This window comes from Bacteroidota bacterium, assembly GCA_016718825.1.
Taxonomy (GTDB): Bacteria; Bacteroidota; Bacteroidia; order J057; family JADKCL01; genus JADKCL01.
The window spans coordinates 83,501-105,760 of the sequence record JADKCL010000023.1; the positions used below are offsets into that span (position 1 = coordinate 83,501).

Genomic DNA, 22,260 nt, shown 5'->3' on the forward strand with positions numbered 1-22,260 from the left:
AATCCACATCAACCCAATCCTGCAGCATTCCTACGGGATCTGATAAGGTAGCGCGGCATCGGGATGATTGTTCGCTTCGGGAACGGTCAAAGCCTTCATTGGAATCTGGAACCCGGCAAACCACTGCATTTTCCATTGTGCGCGGAGGGCGTCACCTTTTGCATAGAGCGCGGCCGCACGCGCGTCGCAGGTCTTTGACCGCAACAAAAGCTGGACTGCAAAACGTTGATAGAGTTCAAAGTAGAGGGGGAACTGCGCAATCAAGTTCTCGAAAATGGCCTCGACAACGCGGATTGGCAACCGAAGGTGAATGTCCAACTCCAACGCAGTTTCCAAGTCCCGCGGCGAATGATGGGGTTGCAACGTAGCCAACAGCTGTCCGACCGAATGCGGATCCCAGCCTCGACCTGCAAATTGTTGCACGGCTTGGGTAAATGGCAACGTGATCTTCACCTTTTTCGACTTGCTTGGACCCAAAAACCGCGTGGCAGCCTTCAGCCCCGCTGAATGGTAAAGTTCACTGACTTTTGCCTTCTGCTGCAAGTAATCTCCCTCAGCCACTGCACGCCATCGCGCAATTTCATCCCAATGATGCATCAATTTCCTCGGAAGAAATTGCCCCGAATTTGGGGGATAACCCTCAAAAGGTGTACTGAGCGCGATCAATTCGGCCAATTCCCTTTGAAAGATGCTGCGATTTTCAACAGGAATACCTCCCCTCACGATATCGCCAAGGACTACAGCATTCTTGATTTTACCTCCTCTAAGTGAGGAATCAAGATTGGCTTTGGCCAAATAGGAAGTCCCCATCCGTTGGTCCATCAGCCAGAAACCCATGGCAAATTCCGAATCCCATTCTTTTCCGAATTTCGACTTCTTCCATCCATAAACCTCCCAACATGCCTCGGCGGCAGCTGCATCATCCATCAATACAATGGCAGTCATGCAAGACCGAATCAATTCACGGCGGTCCGTAAGGCGCAAAGTTGATACGATCTCCCCAATGTGCTCCTTCGCCTTCAAGATTCCCGCAAACCAAGGAAAGAGGTTTTCACTCCCCCAGAGTTCCGCCTGAAGCGATTGAATTTCCTTGGAACGTTCGCAAGCGCCATCAAACGGTGGCAACCCGTGAAACATCAGCATCAGCATGCGCAAATCGTCTATGTGGTCATTGTTCAGCCTGGAAAAAATCAGGCGCAATGCCGTGAGCCATTCGGGAATGGCATGGAAGACGCTGCGAAAACTGTCATGGAACAATGGATACCGAAAGGCCGCCTTGATCATCGGGGCATAATCTGGCGGCCAATATTTCAGTTTGGGCGGTTCCACGAAGTAAATCTACATGCATTTGGAGACAGATGAAACGCCTGCCAATTCGCCCAAAGGCCAAGAAATACCGAAAAGCGATTTAGACTCAGACCGTCGATCCAAGAATTGAACAAAAATGAACGTTCAAGTGCATCGACCTACTGCCCTCTCCTACCCCGCAATATCCTTACAAACGACCGCGAACGAAGCTCTTCCATGGTCAGCCCCGTCGCAAGCGCCTCTGCTTCAGTAATCGCGCCGCAGTTCAGCGCAGCGATGAAGTAGTTCAAGAGGCCTTGGCCTGTCGCAGCATCGTCAAAAATGTCGCCCGAAAGGGTCACGCGCGCTGCAGCCTGCATGAAGTTGCGAAGACGGGCCGCGGCATCGTCGTAGCTTTCCAGAAAGAAAGCATAAACGGCCGCATAGCGAATCGGAAACTGTGCGGGATGCAAGTCCCAGCCTTGGTAAAAGCCATTGTAGAGCGAATGCCGCACATGGTCGTAGCCCAATTTCCATGCGCGGTGAACCACCTCCATGTTCTCGAGGATCTGAACGGGGCTAAGATTGTCGCCGCGGTGCGGGCCCACAGGCATGACGTTGGTCGCGCCATCGGCAAGCATGAGGCCCGTATGCCCGAGCGCGACGCGCGTCATGTGGTGCGCGAAGTCGCAGACAGGGTGCGACATGGCTTGATACTTGGCGGTGATATTGCAGCTTGCCGTGTAGTCATAGGTCCCGAATGCCGTGGCAACCATGCGCCCACGTGCCGCATCCATAAACTTTTTCAGCGGATTGGTGCCGTCGCTCGCCATGATGGCTTGCGTTTGCTCCACCATGATTTCCATTTTCAAGGCGCCACTTTCCAGTGCCGAATTGGCTTCGATCACCTCAAACAAATCAATCAAGGCGCTGATTTGCTCCGGAATCGTGACTTTGGGCAGCATCACCACAAAATTCTCGGGCAACTTCCCTCCTGTCGCATCCGCCAAGGTCGAGACAAAAATGTCCATGGTTCGCAGGCCGCGGTCCTTGAGGTCCTCGGTAAACGGTTTGATGCGAATGCCTATAAAGGGCGAAAGGCTACCTGCTTGCATGCCTTTGGCAACTTCGAGGGCGGCCTTTTCTGCGAATTGGTCTTCTTCTTCGTCGCTGCGGTTGCCAAATCCATCTTCGAAATCAATGCGAAAATCTTCGAGCGGTTCGCGTTTGAGTTTGGCGACCATCTTGTTGTAGATGGTATAACTCATCCATGCGGGGTCGCTTTGGCCGTCTTTGGGATTCATTGCTTGCAGGCGGGCTTCCAAAGCAGCGACGTCAGCGGCGGCTGTGGGCAGGGCGGCGTGGCCGTCGAGTTCAAGCGCCTTGGCGAGCACGCAGAAGTTGGGTGCGTAAAGCTCAAGGTGCGCAAGCGCGGCCTTGCCCATCTTTTCGGCGATGTCGCTGCTGAAGAGGTTGGCGCCGCCATAGACGGTATGCACAGGCTGCCGTTGGCCGGAATCGCCCGGATATAGCTTCTGGAAGGCGCGGTTGGCGGCGCTCAGGCTACCAAAAATCTTGTCTTTATCGGCTGCAGGGATCGAGGACTTCATTTTCTTCAAGCGTTTTTTCGAGACGGTGAAGATAAGGGAATGGGGTGAAATGTCAATTTTTCAAGTGGGCAACGAATGAAGGGGTACCCATCCATTCTCCAAACCACGGTAGTACCGATCAGAAGGGTTCGTTTTCCGGATTTCGGCGGGCATCCCAAATGCGGAGGATGTGCAATTCCTCCTCGGAATACTCGAAGAAGAGTTTGTAATCCCGGACAAAAATGTATCGTACCTCAGGATCGGAAGTCGGATGTCCTTTCCATCCCAACCCACTTTGAACCAAAACCAGAAGATTCCGTGCTTGAACAACGAACATCGACTGCAATTTCCGGCTGTAAACGGGCGATTTGTTTCTTTCCAGCCAATAGGCCAGAATCTGCCTTCGGTCAGCTTGGGCTTGTGGTGACCAGACTATTTTCCCAGCCATTCGTCAATTTCACGATTTGCCTCCTCTTCCGAAAGACCTTTTCCGTCCCGAATCGACTTCCGTGCTTCTTCTAACAAATGGGCCTCGGATTCTGAGAGTTGGTAAATGCCATTCACAACTTGTGCATTCTCCAGTTGAAGCCATGCATAGATTTCCGCCAACAAATGTTCGTCCTTCACACTGTTGATGTGAGCGATCAGCGATTCTCTAATATCTATCGACGCCATGATGAATACTTTGCATTCGTGAACTACCTTAATCCAAGTGAAAGATAATGACTTTGGGGCAAAAAAGGAACCTCAGCGATGCGAATCAATGGTAAATGGTTTGGACCCAATCTAGCAACTTGACATCAACTCCCCCGGTAGGTCGCATACCCGAACGGGTTGAGCAACAGCGGCACATGGTAATGCGTTTCATCGGTCACATCAAACACGATCGGCACGAATGGATAAAAACACTTGCGACCGCCGTCCAGAAAATAGTCTTCGATTTCGAATACCAAGCGGTAGGTTCCGATCGGAAGCGGCGCATTCGAAGGCAATAAGTTGGGAATACGGCCGTCAGCGTTGGTAATGCCACTTCCGATAAGCTCCCATTCATATCCTGCAATTGGTTTTTCGAGCCTTACGGGAACGCCAGCAGCAGGTTTGCCAAGCGATGTGTCCAGAATATGCGTGGTGATCTGACTCATGTTGTCAATAGTTTTTCTAAGCGAATGATGGTGATTTTCATTTGTTCGGCCATTGCGATCCGGATTTCATCTTCCTCGGTATTGGGAAGCCTCGCATTCAGGAGGTCAAGCATCTCTGCTGCTGATTTTCCCGTCGCGCAAACGATGAAAATATACCCGAACTTCTTCTTGTAGGCCACATTCCCATCCGCCAAGGCTTGCAAAACCTCCGTGGTAGCCTGGTTTACGCTTGCCTGCTCGCCCGAGGCCCATTCACTTGTGGATGCAAATTTTTTGGCCAATTCTGCTGTACCCCCAATTTGCGGATGGTGCATAAACGCCTCGGCGCCATCATAGATGTTGCAAGCTTCCCAAACCGAATTGGCCATCGCAATCAGCGATTCCAAATTTACAAATGGCCTCGCGTTGACCATTCTTCTCACCCAGTTTCTCGCGCCGCAACATTTTGAAAACGCAGCCTCGGCATCTTGAATTGTCAGCGAATTGAGCTCTTGAATTGTCATTTTACTTGCTAGCCCTCCCAAATATCCGCAACCGGCTAATGCCGCCATCGGGGTAGATTTTCATTCGCACGTGGGTAAACGGGCCATGGCCTGTCAATTCTGCCTTGAATAGGTGCTCATGGTCGGCTTGTAACTTGGTTTGAGGCAAAAATTCTGTCCAAACTGCGGATTCCCAAGCTTCACCCTCTGCAAGATTGCATCCTTCCAAGGAGCAGCGATCGGGATAATTTCCCTTAAAATGGCAAGTGTCGACCAAGACATCGTCGATCAAGCCGCGATGACCGAGCTTCAATACGACCCAATCGACATTTCCAGGTGTGCGGTTGCGTTTGGTTTCCCAGCCATCGCCCATGTTCACGCCACGGTTGGGCATGATCAGATTGTCCTTGCTGCTGAAAAACATATCGTTGCAGGCCAATACTTTGGCGCCGTTCTTCGCCGCGGCCAAATCAATGCGCTCATCGTCAGCTACCAACGACCAATCCTTGAAGACTTCGCCGTAAACTTTGAGCCGTGCCACGCCGCCGTCGGGATAAATGTGCAATTTCAGATGTGTCCAAATTTGCTTGTCTTCGATGGCATAATAATGCTGACTCCCAGGATTCAATGGCGACTTCGGCAGAATTTCGGTCCACATGGCATCTTCGTGCAGGTCCTCCAGCAAAATCCCTTCCGGAGCGTTGCAAGCCTCAATCGAGGCATGCGGAGGATGGTTTCCAAGGAAAAAATTCGTGTCGATGTCCACGCCATGGATCACGCCCGGGGCGCCCAATGCCAGGATACACCAATCATGGCCGGGCACGCGTTTGCGCCGCGATTCCCATCCGTCCATCCATTTGCCGCGGTCGGTGTATTTGTCGTGAATGAAAATGCCACGCCCCGGCTTGATCAGATTCTCCTTTTCCGCAAAAAAGTCGTCTGTGGCATACAGCACCACCGCGCCGAGCTTTTCGGCAGCAAGGTTGAGCATCTGTGCCCAAGCAGGCGCGTCTTGCGCGATTTCTTCGTTGATTTTCATCTTAATTTTTCCTCAAAATGACGTTTCCGCAGCCCAAATTGGGAAAATTCCCTTGATCAAACACGATTTTTCCTCCGACATAGGTCTGCAAAACCTTCCCACGCAGGTTCATCCGTGCATACGGACTCACGGGATGCCTATGCTGAATATCGGCTTTTTCCGTCGGGCAGGCGGATTCCGGATCCCAAACAACAAGGTCGGCATCCATTCCACTTGCAATTGCGCCCTTATGATGCTGCAAACCAAGGAATTCCGCGACATGGGTACTCATCCACTTTACGATGTCGCTGAGATGAAAACCACGTTTTTCCGCCTCGGTCCATGTCGCTGGCAGGGAAAATTGCAGGGAAGCAATGCCGCCCCAAGCTTCGCGGAAGCGGCCATCTCCCAAGCCTTTCAAGTCGGGTGTCGCCGGCGAATGATCCGTCACCACCATCGTGATCAGACCCTTACGCAACGCCTCCCATAGCAGGTCATTGTTGGCGCGTTCGCGGATCGGCGGTGCGCATTTGAACAAGGTTTGTCCGTCTTCGATGTCTTCGGCTGCGAATACCAAGTAATGCGGGCAGGTCTCCACGGTAATCGGCAAGCCTTCATTCACAGCCGCTTGCAGCATCGGTATCGCCTCCGAGGACGCCAAATGGACAATATGCGTCTTGCAACGGAATTCGCGGCAAAGCCGGATCATCAATGCGACTGCGTCATTTTCCCAATACTTGGGCCGAGAACGCAGCCAAGCTGCGTGCGAACGAGGTTCCTCATCCATGACATGAACATCGGGGTGGTCGGAGACGAGCTCCGCATGCACAAGCAGGGGCACGCCCCCCGCCGCGATTACGGGCATGCCTGCACGCAGGTCGGCTTCCTCGACGTTGGGAAATTCGTCAATCCCGGAATGGCTCAGGAATGCCTTGATTCCCAAGACGCCGGCCGCGATCAGTGGCGCCAAATCATCGCTATTTCCGGGTACGATTCCGCCGTAAAAACCGCAATTCACATGCATTTTCCCGTTGGCAGCTGCGAGTTTCTGCTGGAATGCTGCCAAGGTTGTGGTGACCGGGCTCGCATTCAATGGCATGTCCACCAAGGTGGTAATCCCGCCTGCTGCAGCCGCTTTGGTGGCGGTATCAAAACCCTCCCATTCGGTCCGGCCCGGCTCATTGATATGGACATGCGAGTCGATCAAACCTGGCATCAGCACAAGATTTCCCAATTCCCGACATTCAACGCCCGCCAATGCAGCCTCCAAAACAGCTCCGATTCGGCCATTTTCAATCAAAATCCAAGCCTCCCGCACCCCATTCGGCAGCACCACCCGCTGCGAATGCAAGATATATCTCTCATTTTCCATCGTATCTCCCATCATTTCCAATTTCCACGATCCACCGCTACATACACAAACCTTCAGGCAAAAAATCGTTGTGCAAAAACCCCAACAAAATCACCTCCTACAGCGCATTCTCACCCAAAACTCCCATTAAGAAGCAACCCCAAAATGTTGCTCTCCACTTTTCACTTCTCACTTCTCACTTCTCACTTCTCACTTCTCACTTCCCCCTTGGCTAATCCACCTCCCGATCAATTCCCGTTCGGCATCGGTCATTTCCGTTTTGTTGTTTTGCGGCATGGTTTTGGTCACCACGGCGCGCACCATAATACGGTCCTTCTGCGCGATAATTTGTTCGGGGGTGTCCAACATGATGCCGTTAGGTGCAAGGACATTGACATCGTCGATGGGATTGGCACTGTGGCAGGGTGTGCAACGGCGAATTACAGTCTGATAAACCTGATAAAATTCCACCTTTTCGACCTTTCCACCCCCGGAGGCGGAATCGGAGGCGGGTTTTGGAGCCGTGACAAAAAAGACGACCATCATACCAACGGTCGCCGCAGGAATCAGAAAGGGATTCTTTTCGCCTTTGTCCTTGAGGTTGAAGTAGTGTTTGACACCTGCACTGATCAGCGTCAATGCGCCCAAAACTGCCCAATTCAACGTATTTCCATACGTGCTTGGAAAGTGATTGCTGATCATGATGAACAGCACAGGCAACGTGAAATAGTTGTTGTGCAGCGAACGCAGACCAGCGTGTTTTCCAAGTTCGGGATTGACTTCCTTGCCTTCCTCGGCGGCCTTGACCATGGCTTTTTGGGAGGGAATGATCACGCGCCAAACGTTGCCGGCCATCATCGTTCCGATCACGGCACCTACGTGGATATAGGCTGCACGAGGGCTCAGCCACTGTGAAAGGAAAAATGCGATCAGGGTGAGGTAACCTAGCATCAGGAAGAAAAACACAGGTTTGTTGAGCACCAACGGCGATCGGCAAAGAATGTCGTACACAAACCAGGACGTCACAAGCGTGCCGATGCCGATCGCGATTGCTGTTCCGTTGGAAATATCCGCCACGGTTTTGTCGACCAACAACGAACTCGCATTGAAGTAATAGACGACGAAAAGCAGGCAAATTCCTGAAATCCACGTGATATAGGCTTCCCATTTGAACCAATGCAGGTGGGCGGGGAGCTTTTCGGGGGCTACTTTGTACTTTTCAACATAATAAAAGCCTCCGCCATGGATCGCCCACAGGTTGCCGGCTAGACCTTCCCGAATGCCGGGGCCACGATAAAGGGCATTCTCCAAGAAAATGAAATAGAACGAAGCCCCGATCCAAGCCACGCCGAAAGTCACATGCCCCCACCTGACAATCAGGTTCATCCATTCGTTGACGTGGCCTTCCCAGGGGCTGCCTTTGATTTGGTGATGGATCCAAAATCCGACGATGAAAATTGCCATTCCCACCGTGAATAGCTTGCGCAATAGTTTCAAATTCTCGTAAAGCGATGCCAAACGGGCATGCAAGGGCATTTTTTCAGGTTGACCTTCGACTTTGATCGCTTGCAAATGAATGGATTGCTCCAAAATGTACAGCAAGACGGCAATCAGGGCCCCGGCAGCCAAAAGCGCGATCACCACCAAAGTCAGCAATGAAAACGGCGTTCCCGAGATCGTAGACCCGAAATCAATTCCGGATGTTCCAACGGAATCGGCCTGCGAGATTGCTGGTGCCGTTGCGGCAACAGTCGCAATGGTCGCATTGGAGTCTTTGACAACCAATGAATTGCCCACCGTATCCTGCGCCTTTCCTGCAAAAGCCAAGGCCATCCAAATTCCCAGAAGGGGTATCCATCGCAAGTAGCGTTTCATGGACGTATATTAAGACTTTTTAGCGAATGGAGTTTTGCTAAAAATGGCTTAAAATTCACTGCATCCAGAACAATCACCCCCCATTCCGCACGGCAATCATCTCAGCAGCCACACTCACAGCAATTTCAGCCGGGGTTTTACAATGGGCGACCAATCCAACAGGTGTACGAATCTCCTGGATCTCAGCCTCCAAATAACCATCCCGCCGAAGGTCGGCCAACAACTTGGTGACCTTGGCCTCACTACCCATCATGCCGAAATACTTGAATTTCCGGCCGATCAATGCCCTGATCGCCTGATCGTCGCCACGATAGCCGAAAGTCATGACAATGACATAGGCATTCTCGCTGGGTGCGACATACCTTCCGAGCTCAGGGTATGGCGAGACCACCTTCCGATGCGCGAAAGTATTGGCTTCCATCGTGTTGAGTCCCTGACGGTCGTCATAGTTCACCACGAAAAAGTCGAGCAACGACAAGATCCGGCACATCTCCAAGCCGACATGGCCGGCGCCGATCACATGCGCGATGTCCTTGATCCCCAGGACTTCCGTATATTGCCATGTTTCATCGGAGGATTGCTTGAATCCCGTCGCATGTTCATTTGCATCGTACGCTAGCGTAGAAAATCCTTCATCCGTGATTTGAATGCAGCAACTCCGTCCCTCACGCAGGCAATCAACAATAAACATAATCTCAGGAATCACATCGGCCTTCAAGCGGAGGATCGCCAACTTCTGTTCGCCCGAACAAATCATCCCGCTTTGGTCTCTCGCAGCATCCTTGGAATGAATCTGCCTGCGCACCTCCCATACATCAAAGTCCGCAATCAGGGACGAGCGCATGTATTCCACGAGTTTCTGCTCCATAATGCCGCCGCCGATGCTTCCCTTCATCCCGCCGTCCTTGGCGACGACCATTTTGAATCCGAGCCTGCCGGGGCTACTACCGGTGCTTTCGACGACCACCAACAAGCCGACTTCGCCCGCATTTTGAAGCTGATCGAATACATACTCCCAAAGCACCAATTCCCTCATGGACGCGGAATTTCCAAGTTCCTCGCGCGGATTTTTGCCGCAAGTCCTCGACCGAAACCAAGATCGCCTCATTGGTCATCGGCAATTGGAACTTCGGTTCAAATTCATGTTGACCAACCGCAGAAATGGCATCCTTAATGGCCAACCAAGCCGAAAAAGCCAGCATCAAGGGCGGTTCACCCACAGCTTTGCTGCGCCGAATCGTATTGTAATTGGGAACACCTTGCAGCAAGTTCGTGCGAAAATCTGCAGGGATGTCCTGTACGTTGGGAATCTTGTAGGTATCGGGGGAATGATTCAGCAAATTGCCTTTGTCATCCCATTTGCATTCTTCCGTCGTCATCCAGCCAAGGCCCTGAACATAAGCACCTTCAATTTGACCAATGTCAATGCCGGGATTCAACGAATCGCCCACATCGTGCAACAAGTCTGCTCGGAGAAGCTGAACGTGTCCGGTAAGTGTATCCACCTGCACCTCCGTCACCGCCATGCCGAATGAAAAATAATGGTAGGGTTTCCCTTTGCCAATCGCTCGGTCAAAATGCACACCGGGCGTGCGATAATACCCTGTGGCACTGAGGCTAACTTGCTGAAATACACAAGCTTCACAAAGTTTGGCAAATCCTATTTGGCGACTCGGATGGTGGCGGTCAAATGCAATATTGTTTTCAATCACAATATCCGCGGCAAGACTTTGGCTTTCGTGTGCAGGCAAATCCTGATTGAATATTTTGGCTGCGACCTCCTCCATGCGAAGTTTGATCTGCTCAATGGCATTTTTGACGGCCGCGCCATTCAAGTCCGTCCCTGCAGATGCCGCTGTGGCTGAGGTATTTGGGACTTTGGATGTATTGGTCGCATTGACTTTGATGCGCTCCAAATCCACACCCAATTCCAAGGCTGCAATCTGCCGAATCTTGGTATGCAACCCCTGCCCCATTTCCGTTCCGCCGTGGTTGACCAAAACGGTCCCGTCCTTGTAAATATGCACCAATGCGCCGGCTTGATTCAAAAAGGAAGCAGTAAATGAAATCCCGAATTTCACGGGCGTCAAAGCCAACCCCTTCTTGATGAATTCATTCCGCGAATTCCACTCCGCTATTTCGGAACGCCGCGTGGCATATTCTGAAGACGCAAGCAATTGCTCGCGGAGCAAATAAAGTCGATTGTTTTCCACGACTTGGCCATAGGGCGTAATATTGCGGTCCTCCAGACCATAATAATTCCGCAATCGAATATCGTCAGGGTCACGCTTCAATTGCCGGGCAATGCGGTCCATAATATTTTCGGTCACCGCCATGCCTTGCGGTCCGCCAAATCCACGGAAGGCGGTATTGCTCGGCAGATTCAGCTTCCACGGATGGCCGACGATGGTAATGTCCGGCAAAAAATAGCTGCTGTCACTGTGCATCATGGCCCGTTCCAGAACGGCCATCGTCAGGTCCGTGCTCGAACCGCCATCCGCATTCAGCTCAATTTCAAGGCCTTGAATCCGACCCGTATCGTCAAATCCCACTTCGTAGCGCGCAAGAAACCGGTGGCGTTTCCCGGTCATTTTCTGATCGTCGTCGCGGAAAAGCCTGATTTTGACGGGACGTCTAGTGGCCTGACACAACAATGCTGTCCATATTGCGGTATGGTTGGCTTGCGTTTCCTTACCCCCAAAAGCGCCTCCCATGCGTCGAATTTGCACTTCCACCTCCATCTTGGGGATGTGCAATACCTCGGCAACCAAGGCTTGCGTCTCGGAAGGATGCTGCGTGCTGGAAAACACCTGAATTTCAGCCCCTTCACCGGGAATGCACAAGCAAACCTGAGTTTCCAAATACCAATGCTCCTGTGCACCAATTTCTAATTCGCCGGAGATCCGATTTTTTGCGTTTGCCATTGCTGTTTGGCTGTCTCCTGCAGCAATTTTTCGGCTGGGTTGCACTTTTCGCCGTGGGCGATGGCATCCCGCAATGTGACCACGGCCGGAAGCACTTCATACTGAACCTCAATGAGTTTCGCAGCTGCAAGTGCAGTCTCCTCATTTTCGGCAGCAATCAAAAACATGGCCTGCCCCACAAAAATCACCTCGGATTCGGCCAACACCACCTCGTCATGAATCGCCGGACCCATTTGATTCTCGCCGGGAATGTCTTTGTAACTTAGTACCGCAAACACACCGGGATGGGCCTTGGCCTTCGACAAATCGAATTCCAGCACGCGGGCATGGGCATGTGGACTCGTGTACACGTGCCCATGAAGCAGCCGCGCATGCACGAGCATGTCGTCGATGTAGGTGGCCTCGCCGGTGACATGGTAAGCGCCGCTTTCGTGGGGGACTTTGGTATTTTCGCTCATTGGAATCCGTTTTGGGGATTTTTCTAGTTGTTGTTCAGGCAGGTTGAGGCAACGTGGTATCTGCCCAAAACTTGAGCAAGAGATTTCGGGCCATGATGCGACGGCCTTCCTTCCCCGAACGCGCATCGGAAATAGGCGTGAATTCCGCTTCAACAAGGTCCATGGCAGCCTCGACATTTTCCCGCGTCCAAGTCCGCTCCAACAAAAATTGTTCAGCCTTGGCTGCATGCTTGGTCATGGCGGCCATGCCTCCGTAGATCAATCCGATGGATTTTACCGTGCGTTCTGCGTCCAAATCCAGCCAAAATCCGGAGCTGACGGTACTGATGTCCAAGTCTTTGCGCTTGGAAATCTTGTAGGATTTTACGATTCGCCCCGACGGGGTTGGTGGAACAATGATGGCTGTGATCAACTCATTGGCTTTCAGTGCCGTGGTGCGATAGCCGGTGATAAATTCGGAAACCTTGAGGATGCGCGTTCCCTCAAGGCTTTGCAATTGGACGGAGGCATCGAGGGCCATCAAAACGGGGGGCATGTCCCCGATGGGCGACGCGTTGGCGACATTGCCGCCCAAGCTTGCCTGCTCGCGTATTTGGCGCGAACCGAATACGGCGAGCATGTCATACATGGCCGGGAAGCGGCTTTTGCAAATGCTTTTGACTTTTTCCAGACTCAACGAAGCACCCAATTTGAGTCCATCGGCCGTTTCCTCCGTGCCTCGCAGGGATTCGATGCCCGAAAGATCCAGTACCAGTGGCAGATTCAGTTTCTTTTTTGTGACCATCAACCCTACATCCGTTCCGCCGCAAACGATGAGTGCCTCAGGCCGCTCCTGCCTGATTTTCAGGGCCTCCTCCATTGAGCTGGGCCGGAAATACGTGTTTTCAATCGTGGTTATCTCAACGCTTGGCTGATGAATTTTCACTTCCTTCAATTCCGCTGCCACCATCGGTTCCTTGGCCCAAATCCGGTCTTGGCAATGTCCAGAACAGCTTTTTGCCGCCGCCTCCACAATCGGACGGTAACCGGTACAACGGCAGAGATTCCCCGTCAACGCATCCAAAATCTCCTCGCGGTCAGGAATTTGCGCGGTTTTGTACAATGCAAACAGTGACATGATAAAACCGGGGGTGCAATAACCACACTGACTGCCGTCGCAGTCGACCATCGCCTTTTGTACGGGATGCAGTTCCTCGGAAGTACCCAGATTTTCAACCGAAATCAGGTGCTTTCCATGGATCATCGGCAGAAAAACGAGGCAGGAATCGATCGCCCGGTAGGTCATTTTACCATTTTCATCCGCCTCGGCAATGGCGACGGTGCAGGCGCCACAGTCACCTTCGGCGCAACCTTCCTTGGTGCCCTTGTGGTTGGGAAGACTCCGCAAGTAATTGAGCACGGTCGTAGTAGGCCGCCATTGCGTCTCTTTTCCAAAGTCAATGTCGACCCGCCGGTCATCCATCCAAAACGAAATCTGATTGCTCACTGCTTTCATGCATGGAAAATAGGGAATTTTGAGGCTGTTTTGAAATTGGAAATGAAAATTTGGAGGATCATCTTCGAATCTCTATTTTCCTGAAAATTAAAAGTGGCGATGGAACACGAAAAATGGATGCAGGCTGCGGTCGACTTGTCGATTGCGGGCGTAACGAGCGGCGAAGGTGGCCCGTTTGGGGCGATTGTAGTGAAAGACGGGCAAATTGTCGGTCGGGGAAACAACCGCGTGACGACTACAAACGACCCTACGGCGCATGCTGAGGTCGTAGCCATCCGCGATGCCTGCAAAAATCTGGGGACCTTTCAGTTGATTGGCTGCACCGTGTACACATCCTGCGAACCCTGCCCGATGTGCCTCGGCGCGATCTATTGGGCGCGTCCTGACCGCGTATTTTTTGCCTGTACCAAGGCTGATGCCGCTGCCTCGGGTTTTGACGATCAGTTCATTTACGATGAAATTGAAAAGGAATTCGGCGAGCGCAGAATCCAATTCGAACAGGTCGGACAATCCTTGGCGATCAAGGCTTTCGAGATTTGGGATGCCAAATCAGACAGGATTGACTATTGATTTCGGCACTTGGAGTGGTATTTTCGGGAATCGACGGGATCGTCAGCTGACCGAAAACCCATTCGCCTAATCCTCAAATTTGAAGAAGAAAAAGACCACTGCTGCCCAGTCCCGGCGCACGCCTCTTGCATAGCCCAAAGTGCGGTAACTGCCATCCTGCACCTCGCCATCCTGTTTCACGTAGCCAATCGTGCGGTAGCTGCCGTCCTGAACCTCGCCATCTTCACGAAGGTAGCCGACCGTGCGGTAGCTCCCGTCTTGAATGCTCCCGTCACTGCGAATGTACCCGATGGTGCGGTAGCTGTCGTCCAAAATCGACCCATCCTCACGGATATAACCCTGTGTGCGGTAACTGCCGTCTTGGATCGTCCCGTCGTCCTTGATATAACCGGTGGAACGGTAACTGCCGTCTTGAATGGATTGACCTGACATTTGTAGAAAGCTAAAAACGACGAAAAACGTGAGGAGAATGGCCTTCATTCGACCTTGATTTTGGTAAAAATCGAATTGAAAAACGCTCAATCAAATTTGAAGAAGAAAAAGACGACCGCTGCCCATTCCTTTTTGATTCCGCTTGCGTGCCCGATTGTGCTGTAGCTCGCATTTTGAACGGTTCCATCGTCCTTGATATGGCCAATGGTGCTGTAGCTGCTGTTTTGCACAGTTCCATCGCTTTTTACATGTCCAACGGTCGAATAACTCGCATCCTGAATCGTGCCATCGCTTTTGATATGCCCGATGGTACGGTAGCTCGCATCCTGAATGGTGCCATCGTCCTTGATATGGCCTTTGGTTGAATAGCTCGAATTTTGGATCGTGCCGTCACTTTTGATGTGTCCGGTCGTCGAATAACTGCTGTTGGTAATGCTTTGGCCCTGAACCAAGGCGAAACATAGAACTGCAAGGAGCGTGAAGATGTATTTTTTCATGGTGAATATTGACTGATTCTTTAGGATTTCAGTTGAACGAAGTTAGGGAAAATTTTGAGCAATGATGCTATTCGTTCAAAGCGAACGGATTGGGGGATTTAGTCGGTTTCAGTGTGAGTGCGAGTTTGAGTGAGGAGGGTGAACTGCTAGCAGCTCAATGCCCCACAATCCCCATTTCAAACTTGCAAGTTTCCTTCAAAGCTTCCTCGTCGCCGATGTCGCTCGTCAAGCTTTTGATAATGCCCGTTCCGAGATCATAAGCCCAGCCATGAATGAAAGGCTTGCCTCCTGATTTCCAGGCATTTTGAATGATATTTGTCTTGCCCAAATTGTGAACTTGCTCGATCACGTTGAGCTCCACCATCCTGCGGCCTCTTGCATGTTCGTCCAAATCCTTGAGCTGCTGCCAATAGTAATTTTGCGTATCCTTGATCGTACGCAACCAATTGTCAATCAGGCCATACTGATGGCTTCCCATCGCGGCAAGCACGCCTCCGCAGCCATAATGCCCGCAGACGATGACATGCTGCACTTTCAGGACTTCCACGGCGTACTGCAATACGCTCAGCATGTTCATATCCGTCTGAACGACCAAATTGGCCACGTTGCGGTGCACGAAGATGTCACCGGGATGGGTTTTGGTGATTTCGTTGGGCGGAACGCGGCTGTCGGCACAGCCGATCCACAAAATGCTGGGAGATTGTCCCGCTGCAAGCCGCTCAAAATAGCTAGGATCGAGGGCAAGTTGCTCGGCCACCCATTCGCGGTTGTTGCTGAGCATTTTTTCGATGACGTTGTCCATTTTCGGAATGAGGAATTAGAAATGAAAAATTAGAAATGACGTTCAGCGGAGCTAATTTAGGAATTAGAGAGATGTTATCGCTTGTCTAGGTGGCTCTGAAAACCCTGCTTCGCGACGTTTGAAGGCATCATTAAAAAATCTTTTGATACAACTCCGTCGAGGCAGCGTCGGCCTTTTCGGCAGCTTCCAGCGAATCAGTCAAGGCCTTGTCGTCCGTTTCGGCTTCCAGAATCTCGAAAACATTGGTTTGGATTGTTTTGGCCAACGTGCCCGTGGGCAGGTTGTTGCAGTCCAATCCAAATGGATTTTCGATTTCCTCGGCCATCATTTCGATGCCGATGAAGGCAAAAAAGATCAGCATCATGATCGGCGCAGTCCAAACTCCAAAAGAATGCACCAAGGCAAAGGGCAGCAAAACACCATAAACCGAGATGAATATTTTGATAAACACAGCATACGAAAACGGGATCGGCGTTTTGCGAATGCGTTCGCAGGCACCTAAAATGTCCAACAAATCCTGCGTATGCGGTTTCAAATTCAGATAATCCTCGCCCGTGATACCGCCACCTTTGTAAACGCGGTGGATCAATTGGTGAATCTGCAGCGAAATATGGTTGGGAATATGCGCTTTCCGTTCATATTCAGCGCGATCGGCTTCCGTCAGGAGAATCAATTCATCCATTTTCACGCCTTTTCGGAGGTGCTCCTTGAAGGCAATGCAGAAGTTGGAAATGTGTTTGGCCATCAAATGCCGGCTATGCCGGTCCTCCTTGGGAAAGGTCGTGTGCACGGTCACCGCCAAGTTGCGGCAGGTATTTACCAAGGCTCCCCATTGTTTTCGTCCCTCCCACCATCGGTCGTAGCTATTGTTGGTTCTGAAAACCAGCAAAATACTGAGCACGATCCCCAAAAAGAGAAAATGGAGGCGTCCATGAGTTCGTGGTCGGGAAACGCCAACATCATCAAGGCGGTAACCGCACCCGCATAAACGCCCATGCCAAGTACCATCCGCATGATTTTCACCATCGTCCAGCTTTTGGCAAGGTGCAGGATGTCACCTAGAAAATGTTGGTTGGGTTCGTAGACAATCATTTGAATTGAGAATTGAGAATTGAGAATTAATTGAGAATTAGCAGTAGTCGACGGCGGATTTCTGATTTAAGATTTATGAAGGACGATGGAAAATGTTGCAAACAATGCTATCTCTGTCTCCATTTTCCATTCTCAATTTTCCATTCTCAATTCTCCGCCAGGAATCGGTGAACGTACGAAATCGCCATCGAGCCCTCTCCCACTGCGCTTGCAACGCGGTTCATGGCTCCTGAACGCACATCGCCGGCAGCAAAAATGCCTGGAACGATCGTTTCCAGCAAATAGGGATCCCGTTGAATCTTCCAGCGCTTTTTGTACTCCGAATGCAGCACCAAATCGCGCCCGGTAACCAAAAATTCCTTCTCGTCCTTCAGAAAAGCCTCTCCGAGCCAATCCGTATAAGGCTTTGCGCCGATGAACACAAAAAGTGCATCGCAAACAACCTCCTCATTTACTTCGGATTGTGAACTGTAAAGCGTGATCTTCTCCAAACGGTCGCTGCCCGATCCGCCGACTACTTCGGTAAATGGCAACACGGCAATGTTGGGAGTTCCCGCGATTTGGTCGATCAGATAGGAGCTCATCGTGGCCGTCAGGTCCTTTCCGCGAATGACGATCGTGACCTTTCCAGCAAAATTGCTCAAGTGCATCGCAGCTTGCCCTGCCGAATTCCCCCCTCCGACGATGTACACTTGCTTGTTCCGACAATTGGCAGCCTCCGTGGTGGCCGCGCCATAGTAAACACCAGCTCCTGTAAAATCCTGTATGCCACCGCCTTCGAGCTTGCGGTAGTCCACACCTGTCCCGATGACAATGCTCTTGGTTTTGACCTGCGAGCCATCCTTGAGATGCAAAACCTTGTAGGTTTCCTTCAATTCGATGCGCTCGACGGATTGCGGGGAAAGCAATTCCACCCCAAAACGCGTCGCCTGCGTGATCGCCCTACGCGACAAGTCGCCGCCGCTCAGTCCCGTTGGAAAACCCAAATAGTTCTCAATCCGCGAACTCGTTCCCGCCTGCCCGCCAGGGGCGCGACGCTCGATCAGCAAGGTTTTGAGCCCCTCCGAACCGCCGTAAACGGCTGCGGCAAGCCCAGCAGGACCCGCGCCGATGATGGCGACGTCATACAAATCGCTGCTCGCCTTCGGATTCAAGCCCAATTTCGGAGCCACATCCTCATTTTCGCGGTAGGCGACATAGGTGCCGTCCTCAAAAACAACGACCGGCAATTCCGATTCCTTAAACCCATACAAGGTCTCAAATTCCTCTGCTTTGGGGTTGGTGCGAAAATCGATCCATTCGTAGGGAAAAAGATTGCCCGCCAAAAAGTCCTTGATCGCATGACTTTTGGGTGAAAACTGATAGCCAACCACGCGTATTCCGCGGAATTCGGGTTGGTAACTGCCTTGCCAGCTTTCCAACAGGTCGCTCAACACAGGAAACAGCTTCTCTTCCGGCGGATCCCAAGGCTTGAGCAAATAGTAGTCGAGTTGTACGTCGTTGATAGCACGGATGGCGGCGTCGGTGTCACTGTAAGCGGTGAGCAAGACACGCTTTGCGCTTGGGAAATAAGGCTTTGCCTTTTCCAAAAAGTCCACACCGAGCATTTCGGGCATGCGTTGATCGCTCACGAACATCGCCACGGTCTCTCCTTTTTTCTTGAGGTCGGCAACTGTTTCCAAAGCCTCATTGGCACTTTCCGTGGCCAACACGCGGTATTCCTTGCGGTATTGTGTCTTCAAATCGCGGCTCAATGCCCGCAACACGTTGGGGTCGTCGTCGACAGCAATGATGATGGGAAGCTGACTCATGGGGATTCGATCTTTTTCAGAAATTCAATGGAAAACAAAGCATAAAGGTCGTTTTTCCTGGCTCGGATTGCACCTTTACGTCGCCGCGGTGGCGATTTTTCATGATTTGTTGCACCACATCCAAGCCGAGGCCGGTGCCTTTGCCGATGTCTTTGGTCGTGAAAAACGGATCAAAAATTTTAGCCAGAATCTCGGGCGGAATGCCGGTACCGCTGTCGGAAATGTCGATTTTGACGAAATCTCCATCCTTCCGGGTTTCAATCGTGAGCGTACCACCGTTGGCCTCCATCGCGTCGACGGCATTGTCGATGATGTTGGTAAACACTTGATTCACCTCTCCGGGGAATGCAGGAACCAAGGGCAATTCGGGATCAAATTGCTCATTCACAGCTACTTTATGATTCCGGATTTTGTAACCCAGCATGGTCAATGTACTGCGGATGCCGGCATGCAAATCAGTAGGCTGCTTGTCGTTGCTGCGGTCCATGTGGGTATAATGCTTGACCGAACCAACCAATTCAGAGATGCGTTTGCTGGCATCAGCGATCTCATTGACCATTTTTTCAGTAATCAGGTTGCTCACGATCCAACCAATCACTGCAGGAAGGTTGTGATCTGGCACGACCGCATTCACCTCGTCCAAATCAGCTGTATTAAATTCGAAATCGGCCAAAGTCTCGGCCCATTCGAAGGCATGGTCAAACCCGCGTTCATCCATCCAATCGGCCAAATCATCTTCCAACGCCGTGCGTTGCATCAACGTAAGATTGGATTTTCCGCCGTTTTGGATGCGCCGAAAGATGACATCGTTGACTACATCCACCTCAGCGTCACCGACTTTGATGTTCATCACCTGCTTGAATTTGTCGGGAATGGCTTGCAGGTGATTTTTGAGGGCATTGCTGCTCCGCACCACCGCGGCGGCCGGATTGTTGAGTTCATGGGCGAGGCCCGCACTCAATTTCCCGAGGGAAGCAAGCTTGTCGTTTTGTTGCTGAAACTGCGTAAAAGCACGCACACGACTCGTCATAAAATGCACCAAAGCCTCCGTGAGCGGATGGTGGTTGCAGATCATGTCGCGAAAATGCTCTTTGTGCAAGGCCAAAATCTGCGAATCCACCTTTGCCTCTCCATAGCCCGAGGCTTCCTTCATCCGCGAATACGGCAACAAACCCGTAATCGAGCCTCCTTCGATTTCCATCAGTTCATGGCGTTGGCCATTTTGCAAGGCGTAGATTCGAAAGGCGCCCTCCAACACGATGAGCAACCGATCAGCAGCCATTTTGGGTGCAAAAAGATGCTCGCCTTTTGGAATGATGGACAACTCCGAATTGTCAACCAGCCATTGCAGGTCGGAAATCGGCACTTCTTTCAATTCAGCAATTCCCTGGACGATTGCCAAGGCTGATTCTTTGGTCATTGCGTGACGCTTTAGTTGATTCTTTTCCTTCTTGGGCAGCTTGCTGCACAACCAATTTTGGAACTAAAGATCGGAGAAAAATGTTTTCCTTCACAACGAACTTACCGCGTGACACTTGCGGGAAGACCTGCGCCCCAACAATTAGATCCTCGCCTGATACTTGTGCAATTCGCTGTAGCGGCCACCGAGGGCGAGCAGGGTTTCGTGGTTGCCTTGCTCGGCGATGCGGCCGTTTTCGATCACGAGAATTTGATCGGCTTGGCGAATCGTACTCAAACGGTGGGCAATGACGAAGGTCGTGCGGCCTTGCATCAATTCGGCGAGGCTTTTTTGGATCATCGCCTCGCTTTCGTTGTCAAGATTGCTTGTGGCTTCGTCGAGAATGATGACCCTTGGATCGGCCAAAATCGCCCTAGCGATCGCAATGCGCTGCCGTTGACCACCGCTGAGCTTGACGCCACGCTCGCCGATCACAGTGTCCAAGCCCAGCTCAAAGCGCTCGGTGAATTCAGTTACATAAGCTGCCTTGGCGGCGGCCAAGATTTGCTCTTCAGATGCATTCGGTCTCGGAAAAAGGATATTTTCGCGAATGGTGCCTTCGAAGAGAAAATCATCCTGCAAAACCACGCCCAAATGCTGTCGATAGCTTCCCAAACGCACTTTGCTCAGGTCTTGGCCATCCAACGTGACTTTTCCGGATTGTGGCGTCAAAAAGGTGGCGGCCAAGCCTGCAATGGTCGATTTTCCCGAACCAGAGGTTCCGACCAAGGCCGTCACGCTGCCAGCAGGTGCCTCAAAACTGATGTCGTGGACGACTTCCTTGCCTTCTTCGTAGGCAAACGACACATGGTCAAAGCGAATGTCGCCTTTGAAAGTTCCTAACTCGACGGTCCTGCTTGCAGGATCGTCTTCCGGTTGCATTTCCATGATCTCCTGCGTGCGGTCCAATCCCGCAAATGCCTCTGTCAATTGGCTGCCGATGTTGCTCATTTGCACAATTGGCGCGATCAAAAAGCCGAGAAAGATGGTGAAGGCAAGAAAATCCCCGGTCGTCATCAGCGGTTGGCCTGCTGCATCGGTATGAATCATCAGCCAAGCGCCGATTCCCATGATTCCCACCGAAGCGAGTCCCAAAAGAAAGGTACTGCTACTGGTAATCAAGGATGTAGCCGTTAGACTTTCCTTGACATTGTTAAACAACCGATCCACACCCCGTTCGAAGGATTTTGCTTCTTGCCCTTCGGCATTAAAGCCCTTGATCACCCGTACGCCGTTCAATGTTTCGGTCAATCGGCCGGTAACTTCGGCATTGATCACGCCGCGAGTTTTGAAAATGGGCCTTATTTTCCCGAAAGCGCGCATGGCAATCACCGCAAAAATGGCCACCGGAACCAACACCATCAAGGTCATCCAAGGATTGATGTTGATCAGGAACACGAGGGAAACAATCGCCGTGAGTGTACCACCGATCAGTTGCACCAAACCGGTTCCCACGAGGTTGCGCACCCCTTCGACATCACTCATGATCCGGGAAACCAAAGCCCCCGACTTGGTATTGTCAAAGTAGCTGATGGGAAGCGATAGAATATGTCTTTGGACTTTGGATCGCAACTGCGAAATCAGGCGTTGGGCTTCAACGCTCAACAATTTGGTAAGCAAGAAGGATGTGACGGCTTGCACAAGCAAGGAAACAACAACGGCAATCAACAGATACGTGAGTAGATCCAGATTTTTCTTGTCGACGACGTCATCCATCAGAACTTTGCTCGACCAAGGCAAAACGAGCCCCGCCGCGCGGCTGATCACAATGAGAATCAGACCGATACCGATGATGCCGCGACGCGGCCAAATAAATTCCTTGAACGCCTCGCGGAGGCCGACTTTGCTTTTCTTCTTTGCTTTTGACTGATCCATGTGGGAGGATGAAATTGATTTAGAATGGAAGATGAACCGCCAAACGTTGGGATTGTTTGGTAAGGGGAATCAAAATTGAGGAGGATTCGCATCGACCGGAC

At 51.5% G+C, this 22,260-nt stretch carries 20 protein-coding genes and 1 pseudogene; 1 reads left to right on the forward strand and 20 read right to left on the reverse strand.

The annotated features are described in order from the left end of the window. Positions 1–30: 30 nt before the first annotated feature. The 12 genes and pseudogenes from IPN95_21240 to xdhA all read right to left on the reverse strand — a co-directional run bounded on the left by IPN95_21240 (position 31) and on the right by xdhA (position 13,621). Positions 31–1,329 (reverse strand): hypothetical protein, encoded by a 1,299-nt coding sequence (locus tag IPN95_21240; protein ID MBK9451892.1) that lies wholly within the window; start codon positions 1,327–1,329, stop codon positions 31–33. Positions 1,330–1,466: 137 nt separating this feature from the next. Next, positions 1,467–2,897, reverse strand: a complete 1,431-nt coding sequence (locus IPN95_21245; protein ID MBK9451893.1) for a phosphoenolpyruvate kinase — start codon at positions 2,895–2,897, stop codon at positions 1,467–1,469. Positions 2,898–3,015: 118 nt separating this feature from the next. Next, positions 3,016–3,324, reverse strand: a complete 309-nt coding sequence (locus IPN95_21250) for a type II toxin-antitoxin system RelE/ParE family toxin (GenBank protein MBK9451894.1) — start codon at positions 3,322–3,324, stop codon at positions 3,016–3,018. Beyond that, on the reverse strand, positions 3,309–3,551 hold the full coding sequence (locus IPN95_21255; GenBank protein ID MBK9451895.1) for a hypothetical protein: 243 nt from the start codon (positions 3,549–3,551) through the stop codon (positions 3,309–3,311). Before IPN95_21255 ends, IPN95_21250 begins: the two co-directional genes overlap by 16 nt. A 125-nt stretch (positions 3,552–3,676) precedes the next feature. Then, positions 3,677–4,018: a hydroxyisourate hydrolase gene (uraH, locus tag IPN95_21260; protein ID MBK9451896.1), complete on the reverse strand. Its 342-nt coding sequence runs from the start codon at positions 4,016–4,018 to the stop codon at positions 3,677–3,679. After that, positions 4,015–4,521 carry a 2-oxo-4-hydroxy-4-carboxy-5-ureidoimidazoline decarboxylase gene (gene uraD / locus IPN95_21265; protein ID MBK9451897.1) on the reverse strand — a complete coding sequence of 169 codons (507 nt, stop codon included), beginning with the start codon at positions 4,519–4,521 and terminating at the stop codon, positions 4,015–4,017. The genes uraH and uraD overlap by 4 nt, the downstream gene beginning before the upstream one ends. Before the next feature lies 1 nt (position 4,522). Then, on the reverse strand, positions 4,523–5,539 hold the full coding sequence (gene alc / locus IPN95_21270) for an allantoicase (protein ID MBK9451898.1): 1,017 nt from the start codon (positions 5,537–5,539) through the stop codon (positions 4,523–4,525). 1 nt (position 5,540) lies between these two features. Further along, the gene (allB, locus tag IPN95_21275) at positions 5,541–6,890 is read right to left on the reverse strand and encodes an allantoinase AllB (GenBank protein ID MBK9451899.1); all 1,350 of its coding nucleotides are present in this window, start codon (positions 6,888–6,890) and stop codon (positions 5,541–5,543) included. Positions 6,891–7,079: 189 nt separating this feature from the next. Continuing rightward, positions 7,080–8,333: a urate hydroxylase PuuD gene (locus tag IPN95_21280; protein ID MBK9451900.1), complete on the reverse strand. Its 1,254-nt coding sequence runs from the start codon at positions 8,331–8,333 to the stop codon at positions 7,080–7,082. Between the two features lie 484 nt (positions 8,334–8,817). Beyond that, a complete protein-coding gene (locus tag IPN95_21285) occupies positions 8,818–9,780 on the reverse strand; it encodes an XdhC family protein (protein ID MBK9451901.1) in 963 nt (320 codons plus the stop codon). Beyond that, positions 9,689–12,126: pseudogene (gene xdhB, locus IPN95_21290) on the reverse strand (xanthine dehydrogenase molybdopterin binding subunit). The gene IPN95_21285 and the pseudogene xdhB overlap by 92 nt, the downstream one beginning before the upstream one ends. A 34-nt stretch (positions 12,127–12,160) precedes the next feature. Continuing rightward, on the reverse strand, positions 12,161–13,621 hold the full coding sequence (gene xdhA / locus IPN95_21295; GenBank protein ID MBK9451902.1) for a xanthine dehydrogenase small subunit: 1,461 nt from the start codon (positions 13,619–13,621) through the stop codon (positions 12,161–12,163). Between the two features lie 99 nt (positions 13,622–13,720). Here xdhA and IPN95_21300 point away from each other — a divergent pair, with 99 nt between their 5' ends. Beyond that, positions 13,721–14,191, forward strand: coding sequence for a nucleoside deaminase (locus tag IPN95_21300; protein ID MBK9451903.1), 471 nt, complete (start codon positions 13,721–13,723; stop codon positions 14,189–14,191). 66 nt (positions 14,192–14,257) lie between these two features. On the opposite strand, the gene IPN95_21305 is transcribed toward IPN95_21300, so the two are convergent. The 8 genes from IPN95_21305 to IPN95_21340 all read right to left on the reverse strand — a co-directional run bounded on the left by IPN95_21305 (position 14,258) and on the right by IPN95_21340 (position 22,159). Continuing rightward, the gene (locus IPN95_21305) at positions 14,258–14,671 is read right to left on the reverse strand and encodes a hypothetical protein (protein MBK9451904.1); all 414 of its coding nucleotides are present in this window, start codon (positions 14,669–14,671) and stop codon (positions 14,258–14,260) included. A gap of 38 nt (positions 14,672–14,709) precedes the next feature. Then, positions 14,710–15,120, reverse strand: coding sequence for a hypothetical protein (locus IPN95_21310; GenBank protein ID MBK9451905.1), 411 nt, complete (start codon positions 15,118–15,120; stop codon positions 14,710–14,712). Positions 15,121–15,274: 154 nt separating this feature from the next. Next, positions 15,275–15,922, reverse strand: coding sequence for a carbonic anhydrase (locus IPN95_21315; protein ID MBK9451906.1), 648 nt, complete (start codon positions 15,920–15,922; stop codon positions 15,275–15,277). Between the two features lie 130 nt (positions 15,923–16,052). Continuing rightward, the gene (locus IPN95_21320; protein MBK9451907.1) at positions 16,053–16,823 is read right to left on the reverse strand and encodes a bestrophin family protein; all 771 of its coding nucleotides are present in this window, start codon (positions 16,821–16,823) and stop codon (positions 16,053–16,055) included. Then, a complete protein-coding gene (locus IPN95_21325) occupies positions 16,739–17,014 on the reverse strand; it encodes a hypothetical protein (protein MBK9451908.1) in 276 nt (91 codons plus the stop codon). Before IPN95_21325 ends, IPN95_21320 begins: the two co-directional genes overlap by 85 nt. A 146-nt stretch (positions 17,015–17,160) precedes the next feature. Then, on the reverse strand, positions 17,161–18,825 hold the full coding sequence (locus IPN95_21330) for an FAD-dependent oxidoreductase (protein ID MBK9451909.1): 1,665 nt from the start codon (positions 18,823–18,825) through the stop codon (positions 17,161–17,163). Between the two features lie 16 nt (positions 18,826–18,841). Continuing rightward, positions 18,842–20,245: a cyclic nucleotide-binding domain-containing protein gene (locus tag IPN95_21335; protein MBK9451910.1), complete on the reverse strand. Its 1,404-nt coding sequence runs from the start codon at positions 20,243–20,245 to the stop codon at positions 18,842–18,844. Positions 20,246–20,386: 141 nt separating this feature from the next. Next, positions 20,387–22,159: an ABC transporter ATP-binding protein gene (locus IPN95_21340; protein MBK9451911.1), complete on the reverse strand. Its 1,773-nt coding sequence runs from the start codon at positions 22,157–22,159 to the stop codon at positions 20,387–20,389. Positions 22,160–22,260 lie beyond the last annotated feature (101 nt).